Raw genomic sequence first — 16497 nt, 5'->3', positions numbered from 1 at the left:
ATATTTTATATCCAGTCCATGGTGATAAAAACCATCATAAACCAGACATTTTTATTGGTGAGAATATAGACACTTTAAATGGGTTCTAACATTCTAATTTCGTATCATCGCCATTATGTTAAATGGCTTTAATTTTGCTTAGCCCTATATTCATTAAATGCTAGAAGCATTCCCTCTTTTTGTTCTGCGGAGGCATCTGGAAATGAATAAAATCTTTCATAATCTTTTCTAAATTGGCTGCTTTCAATTCTTTTAGCTAAGTCATCAATAAAACCTTTTCCTTGAGTCTGATATTGCTGAATCGTTTGTTTATCTAGGCAGATAGTTTTCGCCCAAGAAACTGCACTCATATTTATACAAACATTGAGGTATATATTTTCGCTATCCTCATATAGTTCCCAAAAATAAGGCTCTATTTCTATAAGTTGCATTTCACTAGTATTTCCAAACTTTTAATTATTTCTAAAATTAACATAATACACGTTATACGAAATTCTTTTGATTTCCTTTTTAAATTATAACTTTATTGTATATAGACAAGCCCACTCATTAGCGATTGGGCTTTTTAGTTGATATTTCACGTTCCACGCTTCATTTTGGTACAACTTTGAATGATTTTATTAAATTAAGCTGATCAATTTCTATTTTGGATTAGCTTTGCTTAGCCAAAAATTTCTCAATGGCTACCTGTGCAATCTCCGCATCTTCAAACGACTTCACACCCGACACACCCATCGCACCGACGAGCTGGCCTTGATACAGAATCGGTTCACCACCTTCCAACATTCCTGAGAAAGTTTCCATGGTCAGAAAACCCAGCTGTCCGCCTTTGATAATATCCTCAAACAGTTTGGAGGGATGGCGACTCATAGCTGAACATTTAGCCTTTTCGACGGCCAGATTTGCAGTCATCGGTGCTGCACCATCCATACGCTTCATCGCAAGCAAATTACCCGTTTCATCTACGACTGCAATACTGACATTAAAACTGTTCTGAATGGCATATTGATGGGCTTGATCTAATAAAAATTCCGCATCGCTTAAAGTCAAATAATGTTTGGTTTGCATGAAAATGATCTCTAATTTTAAATGTAATTCCCCCTAAGCCTGAGCCATATATAGCGCAAGAATACTGGAGGAAGTCTTTAAATTTTCATTTCTATTCAATAGATGAAAGCCCTCTCCTTTAAGGAGAGGGTTTGGGAGAGGTATTACGCTTTCATCTCAGCAAAAGTTTCTTTAGCCGCTTGAATCGTGTAAGCAATATCTTCATCACTATGCGCAGCAGAAATAAATCCTGCTTCAAAAGCAGATGGTGCAAGGTTTACGCCACGATTTAACATGCCATGGAAGAATTTACGGAACGCATCGACATCGCATTTCAGCATAGAGTCGAAGCTAGTAATATCTTCCTGATCGGTAAAGTAAAGACCAAACATACCGCCCACTTGTTGGGTCTTGAATGGAATGCCTGCTTCATCAGCAGCAGTTTGTAAACCGGCGAGCAATTTTTCGAGTTGTGCGGTTAATTTTTCATAAAAACCTTCGGTACGTAAATGCTTGAACATCTCGATACCGGCACGCATTGCCAGTGGATTACCCGACAATGTACCTGCTTGGTATACCTTACCCAGTGGTGCAATACATTCCATCACTTCACGCTTACCACCAAAAGCGCCCACTGGCAGACCTGCACCAATGATTTTACCTAAAGTGGTTAAATCCGGAGTAACGCCATAATGTGCTTGCGCACCACCCAAACCGACACGGAAACCGGTCATTACTTCATCAATGATAAACACTGAACCATGTTCATCACAGACATCACGAATCGCTTGCAGGAAACCGTCAATTGGTTTCACCAAGTTCATGTTGCCTGCGACTGGCTCAACAATCACGCCGGCAATTTCCGAACCAAATTTGGCAAAGCATTCTTTTAAAGTCGCGATGTCGTTATATGGAAGTGTCAGCGTATGTTTTGCAAAATCCGCCGGCACACCTGCAGACGTCGCTTCCCCTTCACCACTGGTCAATAAACCTGAACCGGCTTTTACCAATAATGAATCCGAGTGACCGTGATAACAGCCTTCAAATTTTACAATCTTGTCACGGCCAGTATAACCACGTGCTAAACGAATCGCGGTCATGGTTGCTTCTGTACCCGAGTTGGTCATACGCACTAGTTCAATCGATGGCATGATCTCGCAAATAATATCGGCAAGCGTGGTTTCATGAACTGTGGGCGCACCAAAACTCAAACCGTCTACTGCAGCATCCTGAACGGCTTTAATAATCGCAGGATGCGCATGACCCAGAATCATCGGCCCCCATGAACCCACATAGTCCACATAACGTTTGCCATCGACATCATAAAGATACGCACCTTGGGCTTTTTCGATAAAGACCGGCGTCCCACCGACACTATTAAATGCACGTACAGGTGAGTTGACGCCACCCGGGATATGTTTATTGGCTTGTTTGAACAATTGTTCTTGCTTTGGAGATAAGCTCATGAAGGCACTCGACTCAAAATTAAATCAATCAAAAAATTTTATGCTGTAGCTTGAAAAAGCGCAGACCATTCATCTAAACGTTCAGGAATGGCATTCATAGGGAGTCCCAATATATCACTAATCACCGCGCAATAATCCGCACCTGACTCAATGACATCCTTGGAATTTTCAACCGTTAAACCGCCAATGGCACATAAAGGTACATTTAATTTCTCTTTGGCCAGTTTTAAGGTTTCCAGACCAATATTACCGGCTTCTGGCTTGCTGTCAGTAGCATAGATTGCGCCGAATGCCACATAATTTGCACCATCAGCAATGGCCTGTTCAGCCAGCTCAAGTGAGTTATTACAACTACGGCCAATCAACACGCCTTTGGGCAAACGAGCTACAGCGTCGACAATAGAACCATCATCCTGGCCCAAATGCACACCTACGCCGTATTTAACCGCCATTTCAAGATCATCATTAATCACGAAAGGTACACCATATTCAGCACACATGGCTTTCATGTACTCAATTTCGTAAATTTGATCTTCTTTCGCCACTTTTTTACGACGATATTGCAAGACCGCAACACCACCATTGGCCATAGCACCTTCTAACTTCGCCAATAAAAGCTCTAAGGGATCATCATTGGTAATTAAATATAAACCGCGCATCTTGCTCGCCACTTGCTAGGATGGCTCTATTATAGGCATAACTGGGTTTGATTTCCGCAGTCCTGCTATTTTCAAGCCTGAACAGCAACAGATTTGCAGTTTTTTAGCGCGATTTATCAATTAAATCTTAAATATCACCATTTTCAGGGATATACGGACTTTCAAATCTGCGTTTTAATGGCCTTATAACAATAATTATAACGTGTTAATGCTTACGCCCTCCGACAAACGCTTTTAGGATTTTGCAGATAACTTGGTGGAGAAGTTGCAAAATTCTAAGAGCGATTTTTTTGTCTTTTTTTTCGCCTGGCTCAAGCGTACTCAAATTAATTAATATTAAAAATACCCATTTTCAGGGATAGCCCAATCGGCACGAAGCGTCTTAAATAGCCTTAGACACAGAAAATAAACAGAAAAATAAATACCTGTGTTTGTAATACCCGATCCTTTCTGGTTTTGAGTCATTCGTTTGTGGGGAAACGTTTCAAAGCCAGAAAGGATCTTTTACTTTCAGCACAAATCCACATGAATTCTTCTATGAATATTTACACAATAGCATGAGCAAAATCTTGAACATTTATTGGTAGCAAACAGGCATAAAAAAAGCCCGGAGAAGGTCGCTCCAGGCTTGGAAAACTGATGTATTAATTAAAATATAATGGTTGATCAAAAAACCTAATCTGCAATACCATAATTATTAGAATAATAATTCTAGACTTGCAAGGTTTTTATCGAAATTTCATGCTTTAAGTGGGCACATTCCGATAAAAGTCATTCTGGCTTAACTGGAAATTTTATCGTATTTAAGGTCGATCAGACTGATATTACCACGCAGGACATCGGCAAACATGCGCCAGTCCGAGATAAAGCTATATACAGGCTGTTTGAAGCTGGCTGGTTTATTGCGCTCAAAGATAAAATGACCGACCCAGGCACAGGCATAGCCCGAGAGTAAACCATATGCAAAATATCGCGGCTTGCCTTGACGAATGGCTTTGGCAAAACAGTATAAACCGATGCTACTGCCGGCCACGTGCAGACGGCGGCTAATAATATGCCGATGCTCAGTCAAATAGAAGCGATAAAATTCATGATAGTTCTTAATCGGCATCTGGGGCTGAACCATCACCTCATTCTTACTTTCTGGTTGTACTTGTACATTCATCTGTCATCATCCTGACGTTTTTTGTTTTACCTTAGCGTATATTTTAGCCAAATAACAGCCTTTTGATGCGCGCTTCAATGCATCTTGCACATCCCCGTGAAGGCCTGAATCCGATCGTTTTAGCCTAAAATGAACCGATGAAATCTAAGTTTCAAACTTCTGTTTAAGCTTTTTATGCTCAGTCAAGTCTTACATGCATTTTGATTTTGGTTACAATCTGCTGCGCAAAAATCTAAAAATATAATTGCGGCTGCTGTCCGCCTCATTTTAAAACCTTATTCAAGTGAAGATTCAGTACTTAATTGCACTGAACAGATAGGATGATCATCATGGTTGAAGTTGAACTCAAGTTCCAAATTCCTGTGGCACGACGCACTGCGCTGCTCAAGGCACTTGATCCGAAAAAGTCTCAACAGATCCAGCTTCAAGCCAAATATTATGATACTGCCGACCGCCAACTGGCCCGGCATGGGGTAGCACTGCGTCAGCGTCTGGAAGGTACACGTTGGGTTCAAACCCTAAAAGCGGCCGGAAAAAGCCATATCGAACGCTTTGAACATAATCATGATCTAGGGGAATTAACCGCATCTCCTGAACTGGATTTAGATATTTATAAAAAATTTCCAGAAGCCGAGACAATTCTCAGCAATGCGCTCGGCAATCAGTTTGACCAGCTACAACTCCAGTTTGAAACCGATATTTCCCGTACGTTAAGGGTAATTGACTATGAAGATACCCAGATCGAAGTCAGCCTGGATATTGGACAGATCCGCACACAAGATGCTGAACAAGAAGTACATGAAGTCGAGTTCGAACTAAAAAATGGTTCAATTCAACATCTGCTGGCGTTTAGTTTTGAATGGGTCAAGAAATACCAGCTCTGGCTCGATGTACGCAGCAAGGCAGAAATAGGCAATTTATTGGCCACTTCACAGCGCGTTAGCCCTGCGACCCTTAGCAAAGAATTTCAGATCAGCAAAAAAGACAGCGCCAGTAAAACCATGTGCAGTCTGATTGCGCAGCAGATGCAGCATTTATTGCCGAATATCGCGGCGATTGCAGCACAGGTTGCAGAGCAGGAACATATTGATCAGGCACGACTGGCACTAGACCACTTATATCTGACCTTGCTGCTGTTCAAAGACTGGCATCCACAGCTTTCGGACAAATGGGCACATCAACTGGCGGCCTTTAAGCAGCAATTTGAACATCTGCAACATTTGCAGCATATGCAAAACAGCTTGGCCGGCTTCCTGCAAAATCCAACCACGGCAGAAAATCTGAGCAAAGATATTCTGTATGCACAGGAGAAACTCGGTAATCTGGTCAAATCCACCCAGAATGTGCATCATTATCTGGAATTGCTGATGTTCAGTTTAAATGAAAATGAACATGCCTCGCTGGACTTGAAAACTGCTGCACAAACTACCTTGCAACAGCAATATAAAGCCTTGCAGGAACAAATGAACCAGACAGATATCACTGATTTTGAAAGTCTGGATCAATTGTCGGGCCGGATTCAGGAACTCAAGTTCAGCTTTCCGATTTTAACCACAATCTATGATGTCAAAAATTTGCAGAAATACAGCAAAGCGCTGAACGATGCTCAACTGGCAGCCAGTGAATATCAAACTTTGGCCTCTTCTGCAGTTTATATTCAGCAGACCGAACTGGAAGCAAGTGACTGGTTTGTGCTGGGTTGGCTGACCGCCAAGCAGGAGGTCTATGCGCAAAAACTGCTTGAAGCGACCGAACAGTTCTTAGTGAGCCGTAAATTCCTGAAATAAACATATTGAAATAAAAATATTGAAATAAATATCACGAGAAATACTTAAAGCACGCCTTCTATGGCGTGCTTTTTGTTGCAGAAGCACATCACACCCCTGCTGATCTTTGGGCTATATTAATCTGTAAAACCAACATCGCGGAGGAATAACCCGATGGCAGAAATAGAACTCAAATTCCAGATTCCGCCACAGTCTCGTGTGCAATTTGAACAGGACATTCAGAAACTTCAGCCGACTCGGCATCGCCTGTGCGCACGCTATTTTGATACTGAAGCACAGCAATTACAACAACATCAGATTGCCCTGCGGCAACGTCTGGAAGACCAGCAATGGATTCAAACCCTGAAAGCAGCGACTGAACAACAGTTTGAACGTTTTGAACTTGAGCATGAATTAAAAAGTCCTCCGGAACATTGTGATTTCCAGTTATATCGCAAACATAAACCGGCAAAAAAAATCCTGAAACAGGCACTCGGTGATTTGGAGACACCTCTTATTCTGCAATTTGAAACTGATGTCGTACGGTATATACTCACAGAAAGTCATCTGGAGAGCCAGATTGAAATTGCTTTTGATGTCGGAGAAATTCGACACAATGATCAAGCCATCGATATTTATGAAGTCGAATTTGAGCTTAAATCCGGCCAGCTGAGTGAATTGATTGATTTCATTCAGCCCTGGGTTCAGCGTTATGCTTTGTGGCTGGATACACGGAGCAAATCGGAACGCGGTTATGCCTTATTACATGGTGAAGAGAATCTGCCGGTTCAGCATCAGCTTCCCTTAGTGCTTGAGCAGAAAGATCAGATCAGTAAGATTTTACAAAAAATTGTCGCCAACTGTCTGGCTCATCTTTTTCCAAATGCGACGGCGATTGCTGCCGAGAATTATAATAGTGATCATGTGCATCAGGCACGTGTCGCGATTCGACGTTTGCGCAGCGCATTTAAAATTTTCCAGTCCGTAACTGAACATGTACAGCCAGAATGGCCGGAACAGCTGCGGGATATTTTTCAGCAACTGGGTTCTACCCGAGATCGCGATGCCTTGGCAGAAAGCCTGATTCCACAACTGGAAAAAGCAGGTTCCCCCTTACTGAAATTACCCCCACACCGACAAAAACAGCCAGATATCAGTGTGCTGTTCAGAAGTCCTGCTACCGTAGAACTAATGCTGCAACTATTCAGCTTTAGCCAAGAAAAAACGGATAACAAAGCCAAGTCTTCACATAAAATTTTGTGTAAAGGCTTAAGCAAATTGCACCAGCAAATCTGTCAAGATGCGGAGAACTATCAAGAACTGGATATTGAATCCCAGCATCGCACACGCAAACGGGTCAAACGCTTACGCTATAACGTAGAATTCTTGCAAAGCTTATTTCCTGAAAAAGAGGTTAAAGCTTATCTGAAAGCCTTAAAACCCTTGCAGGAAAGCCTCGGGCATTATAACGACCTATTTGTAGCAGACGAGTTATTCAGACCTTATGTCAAACAACAGGCCAAGGCCTGGTTTGTACTGGGCTGGATAAGTGCGGAACAGCAGCGTTTGTCGAATGAAGCAGCAGAGCGTTTACAGCAGTTTGCAGAAAATACCAAGCCCTTCTGGTAAGACCGGGCTTGGTCAAACTGTGCTAGCGATATTTGCCGAATACTTTCCAGGTATTATTGTCTGCCAGAGGATCGTTATAACTGTCGCTGCGTTGCTTGCGTGGCTTATCGCGTGCATCGACCAGTTCAAAATGTGGCTCAACACTCAGCACAATCCCATTCACATAAAAACGGGTGCGCGTATATTCGCTCTGGCCATGCTGAAACACATAAGTGCGTAAATCCACAAATTCACGGTGTGCCACCAAAGCTGCAGTATCGTCACTATCAAGCCACTGCCGCATGGCTGCAATCTGCTCGGGTTCGAACTGGCCGCATTTTTCGATCAGGCTGGCGACCCCACGAAAAGTTTTGGATTCCTTGGCGCGGGTTTTATTAATGCGAATCCGGTCAACATGAAAATAAAACAGCGGCAAGTTTAAATGACTCGGCAGATGGATCGCATCCAAGATTTCATCTTCCATAAAAGGCTGAAACAGATCCTGTGCCCTTTCAATCAGCCCGAGCCACTGGCTATAGTATTCATCTACCTGTGACTGGCTGCCATAATAAATCGGCAAGCCTTCAACATTGGCTAGATTTGCCGGTGGCCAAATATTCTGGCGCAATAAGGCAATATCACTTTTTAGGCTTTGTACTGCAATCGCATCCTGCATGGCATTCACTTTTATATGCTTAGGCTATTTTTTAGATTAAGGCAAAGGTTTAGTTTCTGCAAGGCTTTGCCTATAATTAACGATTGAGATTTTAGTGTTAGGAACAAATTCATGGTTCAAAAGATTGAAGCAACCGATGTAACCGAAGAAGAAGCGTTAAATGCGGCATTCTTTGAACGTGCTGATGAATTTATTCAACAAGCCAACGAGTTTTGTCGCGTAGAAAAAGGCTCACAGGAAAAACCGAGCGATAAGCGCGGTCAAGTCAGTGCGGCGATGTTATTTGGTACTGCCCGTTTCAATACCTGGGTGGCAGCGAATAACTTTAAAGATGGGAATGAAATGCGCGATGCCAAAGATCAGGTCATGTCTTATATCTTGCAGCAATTTCAAATGATGCTGGAAGATAACTATGATGAATACTGTGAACAGTTCGAAAACTATTTACGTTTCCGTCACAATGAAGAGTTTCATGCCAACAAGCATAACCATGATCACAAGCATGATCATTGATTAAAATACGAAAAGCCCCGCGGGGCTTTTTTTATTTGCTGTCATTTATCATATTGACTTTAAAGTGATTTAAGCACTATATAAATTGAATAATAAATAAACGAAAACAAGGCATAGCATGCAGCAACTTCCCTTCCCGATCATTGACCCTCATATCCACCAATGGGATCCGTACAATACCCCACATGCGGCAGCGCTAGAGGGTAAAGCTGTTCGGCAATCATCCCAAATTACTAGACAGAATGGTTCGACTGTTGAAACCCAGAGACGTCATTGAGACCATTGGCCTGACACAGCACCTGACTGCACCTTATCTGCCTGCAAATTACAAGAAAGATGCAGGACATTATGAAATAGAGCAGATTGTGCATGTTGAAGCCAGCTGGCATGACCATAAAGGTACGGGTGTGGTAAATGAAACCCGTTTTATCGCTGGGCTTCCTTTTGATCAGCACACTATCCAATTGGGTGGAATTGTCGCCACGGCGGATCCGCGGCAGAAAAATTTTAAACAGTTGATTCAATTGCATCGCGAAGCTTCTCCCAAGTTTCGGGGCATCCGTAAAATGGCTGCAGTACATCCAGATAAAGGGATTCATGCCTGGACCGATGAACCGCATCTCTATCGCAACACAGATTTCCTGAAGGGCTTTGAAGAACTGGCCAGGCAAGATTTAAGCTTTGATGCCTGGGTGTACTCTACCCAGATTGCGGATGTTACTGCGCTGGCCAAAGCCTTTCCAAACACCCCTATTGTGCTGGATCATCTGGGTACGCCCGCAGGTTTATTTGGCAAAGTGAGCAAAGCTACAGGCAAGACCGAACAAGATCGCACCCAGATATTTGCAGACTGGAAAGATCAGTTGGCAGAACTGGCCGAATGCAAAAATGTATCGACCAAAATGTCTGGTCTGTTTATGCCAGTCTTGGGACATGATTTTCACACGCAGAAACGGCTGGCAAGTAAACAGGAATTAGTGGAACGTGCCGCACCCGTGATCCAGCATACTTTAGACTGTTTTGGTTCTGGGCGCGTGATGTTTGCATCCAACTTTCCAATGGACAGTGTCAGTAGCTCACTCACCAACATTATTGATGCCTTTAGCGATATTGTGCAGGACTACAATGAAAATGCGTTAAAGCCGATTTTTTATGAAAATGCTAAACGTTTTTATCGACTTTGAGTAGATGAGGACATGCTAAGTTGGATAACAGATTCCAGTCTAAATACGCCTTCAGGCAAAGGACTTTGTATTTTACTCACTATTATTTCAAGCTGGATAACGTCTTATTATTATCAAGTGGCGATCCATCATCCTTTTGATCAAGATATTGCTTTCGTTTCAACTTTGCTTGGCTGTGGAATATTGATTTTCCTTCTTATTGTATCTGTTTGGAGTCTGCTCCTATCTATCCTTGCAAGCTTAACTGGAGGGATTGTTTTTAGCCATAGAGCAACCTAAAGCATAAAACTAAAATAAAAAAATCCCCTCACTTGAGGGGATTTTTTATCAACACTATGATGTTTTAACTTGCTTACCGTACTGATCAGCCATCACTTCCACCAGCTGATCTGGCTTGATGTATTTTTTGATCATGGCATCAATATCGGCTTTGCTCAGTTGAGCAATCGCCTGATCACGTTTTTCCCGGTAAACCAGATTACGGTCTTTTTCCAGCTGTGGAATCAACATAGTGTGAATACGGCGATCATCTTCGAGTGCAGTTAAACGCTGTTTCAAGATACTGGCTTTTGCCGCTTCGACTTCCTGTTCAGTCACGCCACGTGTCAGCAGTTCATTGAGTACCTTATGCACTGCCTGAGAAACCTGTGCGGATTTTCCAGCCGTATAATTGGCACTAATCATCATGGCGCCCACATCTGCCCATTCATCGAGTTGCACATCTGCACTAAAACCATAGACTAGTGCATTTTTCTCGCGTAGCTCTTGTGCCAGTCGTGACGATAACTGTGAATCACCCAGAATATATCGAAATACCTGTAATGCAGGTGCATCGGCATGATCTGCGCCGACCGGCATGCTCATGAATGCCTCATAACTCCCGAATTCACGCTGCTCAGACAACGCATGAATTTTCTGGGCTGGATAGCTTCGATATTCCGATTTCAGACGCTCATAAGGCTGTGTAGCTTTCCAGTCTGAGAAACTGTTTTTCAGCGTTTTTTGCATCGATTTTGGATTAAACTCACCTGTGACCGCGATTTGTGCATGCTGGGTTTTTAAAAACTGCTGATACAGTGCCATAACCTGTTCGCGAGTCGCTTTCTGATACTGTTTTTTGGCCAGTTCAGGCTCGAAATGGAAACGCAGATCGCCAGGCTGATAGATCTCGATCGTTCGGGCCATCGTCAAGCTCGACACCGTATCTGGTTCAGTATAAGGACGATCCAGACTGGATAAAGTCTGTCCCTTGATTAAATCAAACTGACTTTGTTCAAATGCCGGCGTTTTCAGCACATCAACCACATACTGAAAAAACTCTTCAAACTTTTCTTTTTTGGCGCTGATCTGCAAGGTCAGGCCATTGCCGGATGCACCGGCAGTTGCCGAACCGCCTACTTCAATAATTTTATCGGCAATCTGCTGCAAGCTTTGAGTTTCCGAAGAGCGCAACATTAAATAAGCCGTCAGGTCCAGAATCTCGCCTTTATTCATCAGGCTTTGAGCGGTACCAAAATCCAGTGAAATTGTGGCATAGACCTTGTCATCGCGGGTAGTCGTCGGAAACAGCGCGTATTTAATGCCATTTTTCAACTTGCCACGCTGAATCTGTTTGTCTTTACTGTACAAATACTGTTTGGATTCCTGGACATATTGCTTTACTTCAGCCTGATAGACACTGACATCTTTCATTGGCTCTTCTGCTTCAGCCTGCTGATCCAGAGTTTTTGCCGGTGCTTCTGTCTGTGCCAGTTCCTGCGCTTTCTTCTGATCTTCCGGGGTAGGTAAAATATTGCCAGAAATACGGTATTCAGGTTTTAAAAAACTCTTATAGACCTGATTGACCTGATTCACACTCAGGCTTTGAATTGCATTCAGATCTTTAAAATACTGGCTCCAGTCACCTGAATACGCCACTGCATAATCGCTTAAACGTGAACCCAAAGCAGTCGCACTGTTTTTAATATTGTCGGCCTGATTTCGGGTCAGATTTTTAGCCCGGTTTAATTCTGCTTCGGTAAATGGCTGACTCTGTTCTACGCCTTGAATCAGTCCCTGCTCTATCGCTTGTGCCTGATGATTCGGAGCATAGATTGCTCCCATAAACACCAGATTAAAGTCTTTATCCAGCCAGGTACTGGATTGCACCGCTGTTGACTTCCCAGTTTCCACCATATTCTGATAGAGATGTCCACTTGGCTGCAAAGTATAGAGCGTTGGCGAAACAGCCAAAGCCGTTTTAATGCTTTCTTCGGATTGATTCAAATAAAGATTAAACTTGGCCAGATCACTGCCTTTCTTTACTGTAAATTCACGCTGTTTGATTTGCTCTGGTTTAAGCGCTGGGACTTTCACTTGCGCTGGTACATTTCGGGATTGAATCGGACTGAAATGCGTATCCAGCTGTTTTAAGACTTCGGCCTTATCAAATTTGCCCGAAATGACCACAAAGGCATTATTCGGTGCATACCATTGACGGTAAAAACGGTGTAGTTCCTGCATATTGATTGATTGCAGCTCATTTAGGTCACCAATCGGCAAACGGCCTAAATACTGATTGCCATAAGCAGATTTAAACACCTGATCGATCAATACTGAAAATGGCTGATCCAGACGAATTTCACGCTCGCGTTTTACAATATCAATTTCAGTCGGTACATATTTTTCCTGAAGCACCAGCTTGTCCATGCGTTCGGCTTCGAGAAAAATGACTTCACTCAGCGCAGTTTTTTCAGGACGGATCACATTAGTATATTTGGTTGAGTAATAGTCGGTACTGGCATTGGTCATCAAGGTATATTGATCCAGTCGACGCTGGAATTCATCCCCTTTGACATTTTCTGTGCCTTTAAAGGCCAAATGTTCCAGCAGATGCGCCAGACCGCCCTTGCCTTGAGGATCATTCAGGGAGCCGGTCAGATAGACCGTATTCATAAAAACTTTATTTTCTTTATCATTCGGTGCCAGGATAATGCGCAGTCCATTATCCAGTCGGTATTCTTCAACATTTTGTTCCGTTTTCACCAAAACAGGTTGTGCAAAACTCAGTGCACTACAGCCAGACAATACAATCGCCAGACTTAAATTTTTATAACGTAGCAACATTCTTCATCCAAATTATAAATATAAATTTTTATTCGCGCCCTTCTTAGAGAATGATTCTTTTTCTGAATAATCTATTCCAAGCCGGACCATCAAAATAACATGCCGCCTCACCTGACGACATGTAGTTCTATGTAATTAAAAAATTAAAGATAAATTTCGGCTTGCATATATAATTTTCCATAACCGGAAATTTCAATTCGATCCTGATCTTGCAAGGCACAATATAGCACCCCACCACGCGCTGATGCCTGATAGGCGACCAGTTCATTTTTACCCAGTTTTTCGGCCCACAGCGGTGCAATTCCGGTGTGAATTGAACCTGTTACCGGATCTTCATTGATTCCATTACTCGGTGCAAAATAACGTGAAATACAATCGTATTGGGTATCTTGTGAAGTGATCGCGACGTCTAAATAGGTATTCTGAGCAGTAATGGCTGTACGCTTGCCATTCAACTGTTTTAACAGTTCAAAATCAGGCATTTCATCCAGCACATCCTGTACCGATTCATATTCAACAATATAGCCCTGCGCGTTCAGATAAACCTGTTTAAACGGTTTGCTCAAGGCCTGTCTTAAAGCTTCAGGATATTCAGCAACTGGCTCTGCACGACGAACTGGAAAGTTCATTCTGATCTTGTCATCTGCATCCTGATTGACTACAAAAATGCCTAAGTCTTTTACATGAAAATGAATCGTTTTCCCCGTATCAAATTGATTGAATAGTACAAAGCTGCTGGCCAATGTCGCATGACCACAAAAATCCACTTCCTTGGTTGGCGTAAACCAGCGGATGGCATAATTATCGCTATCGATGACTTTAACAAAAGCCGTTTCGGACAGATTATTTTCCAAGGCGATATTTTGCATCAGACCATCTTCGAGCCATTCATCCAGCACAATCACGGCTGCAGGATTGCCTTTAAACAGTTCCGTGGTAAACGCATCGACCTGGTACATTTTCATTTTTTGAATTCCTGAATATAACGATCTCTAGTTTAAAAGCTTTTTTGCAAGAATGAACTTGAATATGTTAATGATCTCATTAATCTAGCCTATTAAATGAATAGAGCAAATGGTGCTGCATGACAAACTCCCATATTCAAAGTGTTCCCTTAGAAAAAGCTTATCGTCTGATTACCCATGGCCCTACTATACTGGTTTCTGCTCAAGATCAGCAGGATACAGATGTTATGGCAGCAGCCTGGGCATGCGCATTGGAATTCAGCCCCGCAAAAGTGACTGTGGTTCTGGATAAAAGCACCAAAACCCGAAATATTATTGAAAATTCAGGTTATTTCGCGCTGCAAATTCCAACATTGAAACAACTGAATATGGTCTATCGTCTGGGTACGCAGAGCCTGCATGATGTGCCGGACAAACTGGCACAATCCGGAGTAGAACTATTTCATTTTCCTGATGCTGATATTCCTGTAGTACAAGGCTGTGCGGCCTGGATACTCTGCGAGCTGATTCCTGAGCCGCATAACCAGCAAATGCATGACCTGTTTATAGGCAAGGTGATTGCAGCCTATGCCGATGATCGGGTCTTCCGCGACGGCCACTGGCATTATCATGAAGTGGCTGAAGAGTGGAAAAGTATTCATCATGTAGCCGGCGGGCATTTTTACACCATCGGCAATGCGGTGAGCATTGATGATCCGGAATTATAAATTTTTCAAATTTGGAATAAATTAAAGTAATCGCGGATGATCAGATGATATCGACAAGCCCCAGAGCATCCGAAATTATGCTACTTTATCCATAATCCTCATTTGGTCTGATGCGTTATGATACCTTTTAAAATTCACTGTATTGATGTCCAGAATTCACTGCAAAATTATATCTGGTTGCTTGAACATACCGCGTCGCATCAGGTGGCTGTGATTGATCCAACCGAAGCAGAATTGGTACAAGACTATTGTGCCGAACACGGTTTAACTGTAAGTCAAATCTGGCTGACTCACTGGCATAAAGATCATATTGGCGGTGTGCCGGGGTTAATCCAAGGAAAAAATCTGCCTGTGTATGGCCCACGGGCAGAACTAAGCAAAATTCCGTTTATCACCCATCCGCTTGAGCATGAAGAACAGTTTAATTTTCATGGAATAGATATCCAGGTGATTGCTGTACCCGGGCATACACTCGGCCATATTGTTTATTTTATTGATGCGATTGATGTGCTGTTCTGCGGCGATACCTTATTTGCCATGGGTTGTGGCCGGGTTTTTGAAGGCACCTATTCACAGATGTATCATTCACTGTCCCGTCTGGCTGCCTTGCCACCGCGCACCCAAGTCTATTGCACCCATGAATACACATTATCGAATGCACAGTTTGCCAAACACGTTGAACCGGACAATTCGGCAATTCTGGAACGCTTCGAACATATTGAGCGTTTGCGTATACTAGGCCAGTGCACGCTGCCAAGTAGTATTGAAGATGAATTGCAAACCAATCCTTTTCTGCGCGCAGAAAGCGTGGAAGAATTCCAGCGTTTAAGAACCCTGAAAGATCAGTTTTAAACCGGATTCAAAGCTGAAGATCAATGCTTCAGCCGACTTACTTATTTGTCATTTGCGATGCATAGAATGTTATTGAAAGGCACGTACAAATTTTGCACAAATTGGAATAAGTTGAATCTCCATCTAAAAAATGTCTTTCTGTGCCATTTTTTGCTTTCTTATAATTAATCAAGTCCTCTATTTTTTTAGAAACCAATTTCAGTTCCAACACATGAAATAATGACTTATAAATAACAGGATGATATTGATTTAAATTAGAGAAATTCGTGGAACATTGCTTAAATAATCAGCATGGAACCTAACAAGTGAATAAAAAAGCCCAATTTACTTGAATTGGGCTTTCACTTATACGCTAAACATATAATTTGTATAAAATAAAAAATAGCATTTCGTATAACGCGTATTATGTTAATTTTAGAAAATCGTAATAGGATAATAAAAATCTATATTGTTTTAAGAGAACTCTCTTATGATTAAATCTCTATAGTTCTTTTAATATTTGCTATGTATCAAAGAATCAAGCAATGGGCTAAATCAATTAAAAAAGACATCTTGGTTGTTTGGCTTATTGCAAAAGACAAGCGAACGCCCAATTCTGTAAAGTTTTTAGCTTTAATTATTGCTGCTTATGCCTTCTCACCAATTGATTTAATTCCAGATTTTATTCCCGTACTTGGGTATTTAGACGATATTATTATTAGACTTCCTTCATAAATCATTTTTCAATCAATTTAATTGTTTATCTTTCACCCAATCTAAATTGTATATGCCAGCAAGTAAATTA

The 16497-nt window shown here is 42.1% G+C and carries 14 protein-coding genes and 2 pseudogenes; 8 read left to right on the top strand and 8 right to left on the bottom strand.

What is annotated here, in order from left to right:
• Nucleotides 1-128: 128 nt before the first annotated feature.
• From NI469_RS13945 to NI469_RS13925, 5 genes are all read right to left on the bottom strand, one after another.
• Nucleotides 129-431: a hypothetical protein gene (locus tag NI469_RS13945; RefSeq protein WP_004280001.1), complete on the bottom strand. Its 303-nt coding sequence runs from the start codon at nucleotides 429-431 to the stop codon at nucleotides 129-131.
• A 220-nt stretch (nucleotides 432-651) separates the two neighbouring features.
• Nucleotides 652-1068 (bottom strand): GlcG/HbpS family heme-binding protein, encoded by a 417-nt coding sequence (locus tag NI469_RS13940; RefSeq protein ID WP_253175549.1) that lies wholly within the window; start codon nucleotides 1066-1068, stop codon nucleotides 652-654.
• Between the two features lie 143 nt (nucleotides 1069-1211).
• Nucleotides 1212-2513, bottom strand: a complete 1302-nt coding sequence (hemL, locus tag NI469_RS13935; RefSeq protein ID WP_004280005.1) for a glutamate-1-semialdehyde 2,1-aminomutase — start codon at nucleotides 2511-2513, stop codon at nucleotides 1212-1214.
• 38 nt (nucleotides 2514-2551) lie between these two features.
• A complete protein-coding gene (gene thiE / locus NI469_RS13930) occupies nucleotides 2552-3172 on the bottom strand; it encodes a thiamine phosphate synthase (RefSeq protein ID WP_180039121.1) in 621 nt (206 codons plus the stop codon).
• A gap of 781 nt (nucleotides 3173-3953) precedes the next feature.
• The gene (locus NI469_RS13925; protein WP_005104473.1) at nucleotides 3954-4337 is read right to left on the bottom strand and encodes an Mpo1-like protein; all 384 of its coding nucleotides are present in this window, start codon (nucleotides 4335-4337) and stop codon (nucleotides 3954-3956) included.
• A 329-nt stretch (nucleotides 4338-4666) separates the two neighbouring features.
• On the opposite strand from NI469_RS13925, the gene NI469_RS13920 reads away from it, so the two are divergent.
• On the top strand, nucleotides 4667-6124 hold the full coding sequence (locus NI469_RS13920) for a CYTH domain-containing protein (protein ID WP_253175542.1): 1458 nt from the start codon (nucleotides 4667-4669) through the stop codon (nucleotides 6122-6124).
• Nucleotides 6125-6277: 153 nt separating this feature from the next.
• The gene (locus NI469_RS13915) at nucleotides 6278-7732 is read left to right on the top strand and encodes a CYTH and CHAD domain-containing protein (RefSeq protein WP_253175540.1); all 1455 of its coding nucleotides are present in this window, start codon (nucleotides 6278-6280) and stop codon (nucleotides 7730-7732) included.
• A gap of 22 nt (nucleotides 7733-7754) precedes the next feature.
• Here NI469_RS13915 and NI469_RS13910 read toward each other — a convergent pair whose 3' ends face one another.
• On the bottom strand, nucleotides 7755-8387 hold the full coding sequence (locus NI469_RS13910) for a hypothetical protein (protein ID WP_004280010.1): 633 nt from the start codon (nucleotides 8385-8387) through the stop codon (nucleotides 7755-7757).
• Between the two features lie 111 nt (nucleotides 8388-8498).
• Here NI469_RS13910 and NI469_RS13905 point away from each other — a divergent pair, with 111 nt between their 5' ends.
• The 3 genes and pseudogenes from NI469_RS13905 (at nucleotide 8499) to NI469_RS13895 (ending at nucleotide 10363) form a co-directional block, all read left to right on the top strand.
• Nucleotides 8499-8900: a DUF3144 domain-containing protein gene (locus NI469_RS13905; protein WP_004280011.1), complete on the top strand. Its 402-nt coding sequence runs from the start codon at nucleotides 8499-8501 to the stop codon at nucleotides 8898-8900.
• A gap of 118 nt (nucleotides 8901-9018) precedes the next feature.
• Nucleotides 9019-10084: pseudogene (locus tag NI469_RS13900) on the top strand (amidohydrolase family protein).
• 12 nt (nucleotides 10085-10096) lie between these two features.
• Nucleotides 10097-10363 carry a hypothetical protein gene (locus tag NI469_RS13895; RefSeq protein WP_129716442.1) on the top strand — a complete coding sequence of 89 codons (267 nt, stop codon included), beginning with the start codon at nucleotides 10097-10099 and terminating at the stop codon, nucleotides 10361-10363.
• A gap of 54 nt (nucleotides 10364-10417) precedes the next feature.
• Here the strand turns inward: NI469_RS13895 and NI469_RS13890 are convergent, their stop codons facing one another.
• Both NI469_RS13890 and NI469_RS13885 read right to left on the bottom strand, forming a co-directional pair.
• Nucleotides 10418-13189 (bottom strand): M16 family metallopeptidase, encoded by a 2772-nt coding sequence (locus tag NI469_RS13890; RefSeq protein ID WP_253175539.1) that lies wholly within the window; start codon nucleotides 13187-13189, stop codon nucleotides 10418-10420.
• A gap of 143 nt (nucleotides 13190-13332) precedes the next feature.
• On the bottom strand, nucleotides 13333-14154 hold the full coding sequence (locus NI469_RS13885) for a PhzF family phenazine biosynthesis protein (RefSeq protein WP_253175537.1): 822 nt from the start codon (nucleotides 14152-14154) through the stop codon (nucleotides 13333-13335).
• A gap of 119 nt (nucleotides 14155-14273) precedes the next feature.
• On the opposite strand from NI469_RS13885, the gene NI469_RS13880 reads away from it, so the two are divergent.
• The 3 genes and pseudogenes from NI469_RS13880 to NI469_RS13870 form a co-directional block, all read left to right on the top strand.
• Nucleotides 14274-14861, top strand: coding sequence for a flavin reductase family protein (locus NI469_RS13880; RefSeq protein ID WP_253175535.1), 588 nt, complete (start codon nucleotides 14274-14276; stop codon nucleotides 14859-14861).
• A gap of 117 nt (nucleotides 14862-14978) precedes the next feature.
• Nucleotides 14979-15713, top strand: a complete 735-nt coding sequence (gene gloB / locus NI469_RS13875) for a hydroxyacylglutathione hydrolase (protein WP_253175533.1) — start codon at nucleotides 14979-14981, stop codon at nucleotides 15711-15713.
• A 504-nt stretch (nucleotides 15714-16217) separates the two neighbouring features.
• Nucleotides 16218-16412: pseudogene (locus NI469_RS13870) on the top strand (YkvA family protein); the annotation flags it as partial.
• Nucleotides 16413-16497: the final 85 nt, after the last annotated feature.

It is taken from the genome of Acinetobacter lwoffii (assembly GCF_024129735.1).
Taxonomy (GTDB): domain Bacteria; phylum Pseudomonadota; class Gammaproteobacteria; order Pseudomonadales; family Moraxellaceae; genus Acinetobacter; species Acinetobacter lwoffii_H.
The sequence above is the reverse complement of the archived record's forward strand: the minus strand, read 5'-3'. Positions and strand labels throughout refer to the sequence as shown.

What these genes read in the sequence shown, in the direction of transcription:
- NI469_RS13920 (WP_253175542.1), top strand. Translation starts at nt 4,667, where the DNA reads ATGGTTGAAGTTGAACTCAAGTTCCAAATTCCTGTGGCACGACGCACT.
- NI469_RS13910 (WP_004280010.1), bottom strand. Translation starts at nt 8,387, where the DNA reads ATGCAGGATGCGATTGCAGTACAAAGCCTAAAAAGTGATATTGCCTTA.
- NI469_RS13945 (WP_004280001.1), bottom strand. Translation starts at nt 431, where the DNA reads ATGCAACTTATAGAAATAGAGCCTTATTTTTGGGAACTATATGAGGAT.
- gloB (WP_253175533.1), top strand. Translation starts at nt 14,979, where the DNA reads ATGATACCTTTTAAAATTCACTGTATTGATGTCCAGAATTCACTGCAA.
- hemL (WP_004280005.1), bottom strand. Translation starts at nt 2,513, where the DNA reads ATGAGCTTATCTCCAAAGCAAGAACAATTGTTCAAACAAGCCAATAAA.
- NI469_RS13880 (WP_253175535.1), top strand. Translation starts at nt 14,274, where the DNA reads ATGACAAACTCCCATATTCAAAGTGTTCCCTTAGAAAAAGCTTATCGT.
- NI469_RS13915 (WP_253175540.1), top strand. Translation starts at nt 6,278, where the DNA reads ATGGCAGAAATAGAACTCAAATTCCAGATTCCGCCACAGTCTCGTGTG.
- NI469_RS13940 (WP_253175549.1), bottom strand. Translation starts at nt 1,068, where the DNA reads ATGCAAACCAAACATTATTTGACTTTAAGCGATGCGGAATTTTTATTA.
- NI469_RS13905 (WP_004280011.1), top strand. Translation starts at nt 8,499, where the DNA reads ATGGTTCAAAAGATTGAAGCAACCGATGTAACCGAAGAAGAAGCGTTA.
- NI469_RS13925 (WP_005104473.1), bottom strand. Translation starts at nt 4,337, where the DNA reads ATGAATGTACAAGTACAACCAGAAAGTAAGAATGAGGTGATGGTTCAG.
- NI469_RS13885 (WP_253175537.1), bottom strand. Translation starts at nt 14,154, where the DNA reads ATGAAAATGTACCAGGTCGATGCGTTTACCACGGAACTGTTTAAAGGC.
- NI469_RS13895 (WP_129716442.1), top strand. Translation starts at nt 10,097, where the DNA reads ATGCTAAGTTGGATAACAGATTCCAGTCTAAATACGCCTTCAGGCAAA.
- thiE (WP_180039121.1), bottom strand. Translation starts at nt 3,172, where the DNA reads ATGCGCGGTTTATATTTAATTACCAATGATGATCCCTTAGAGCTTTTA.
- NI469_RS13890 (WP_253175539.1), bottom strand. Translation starts at nt 13,189, where the DNA reads ATGTTGCTACGTTATAAAAATTTAAGTCTGGCGATTGTATTGTCTGGC.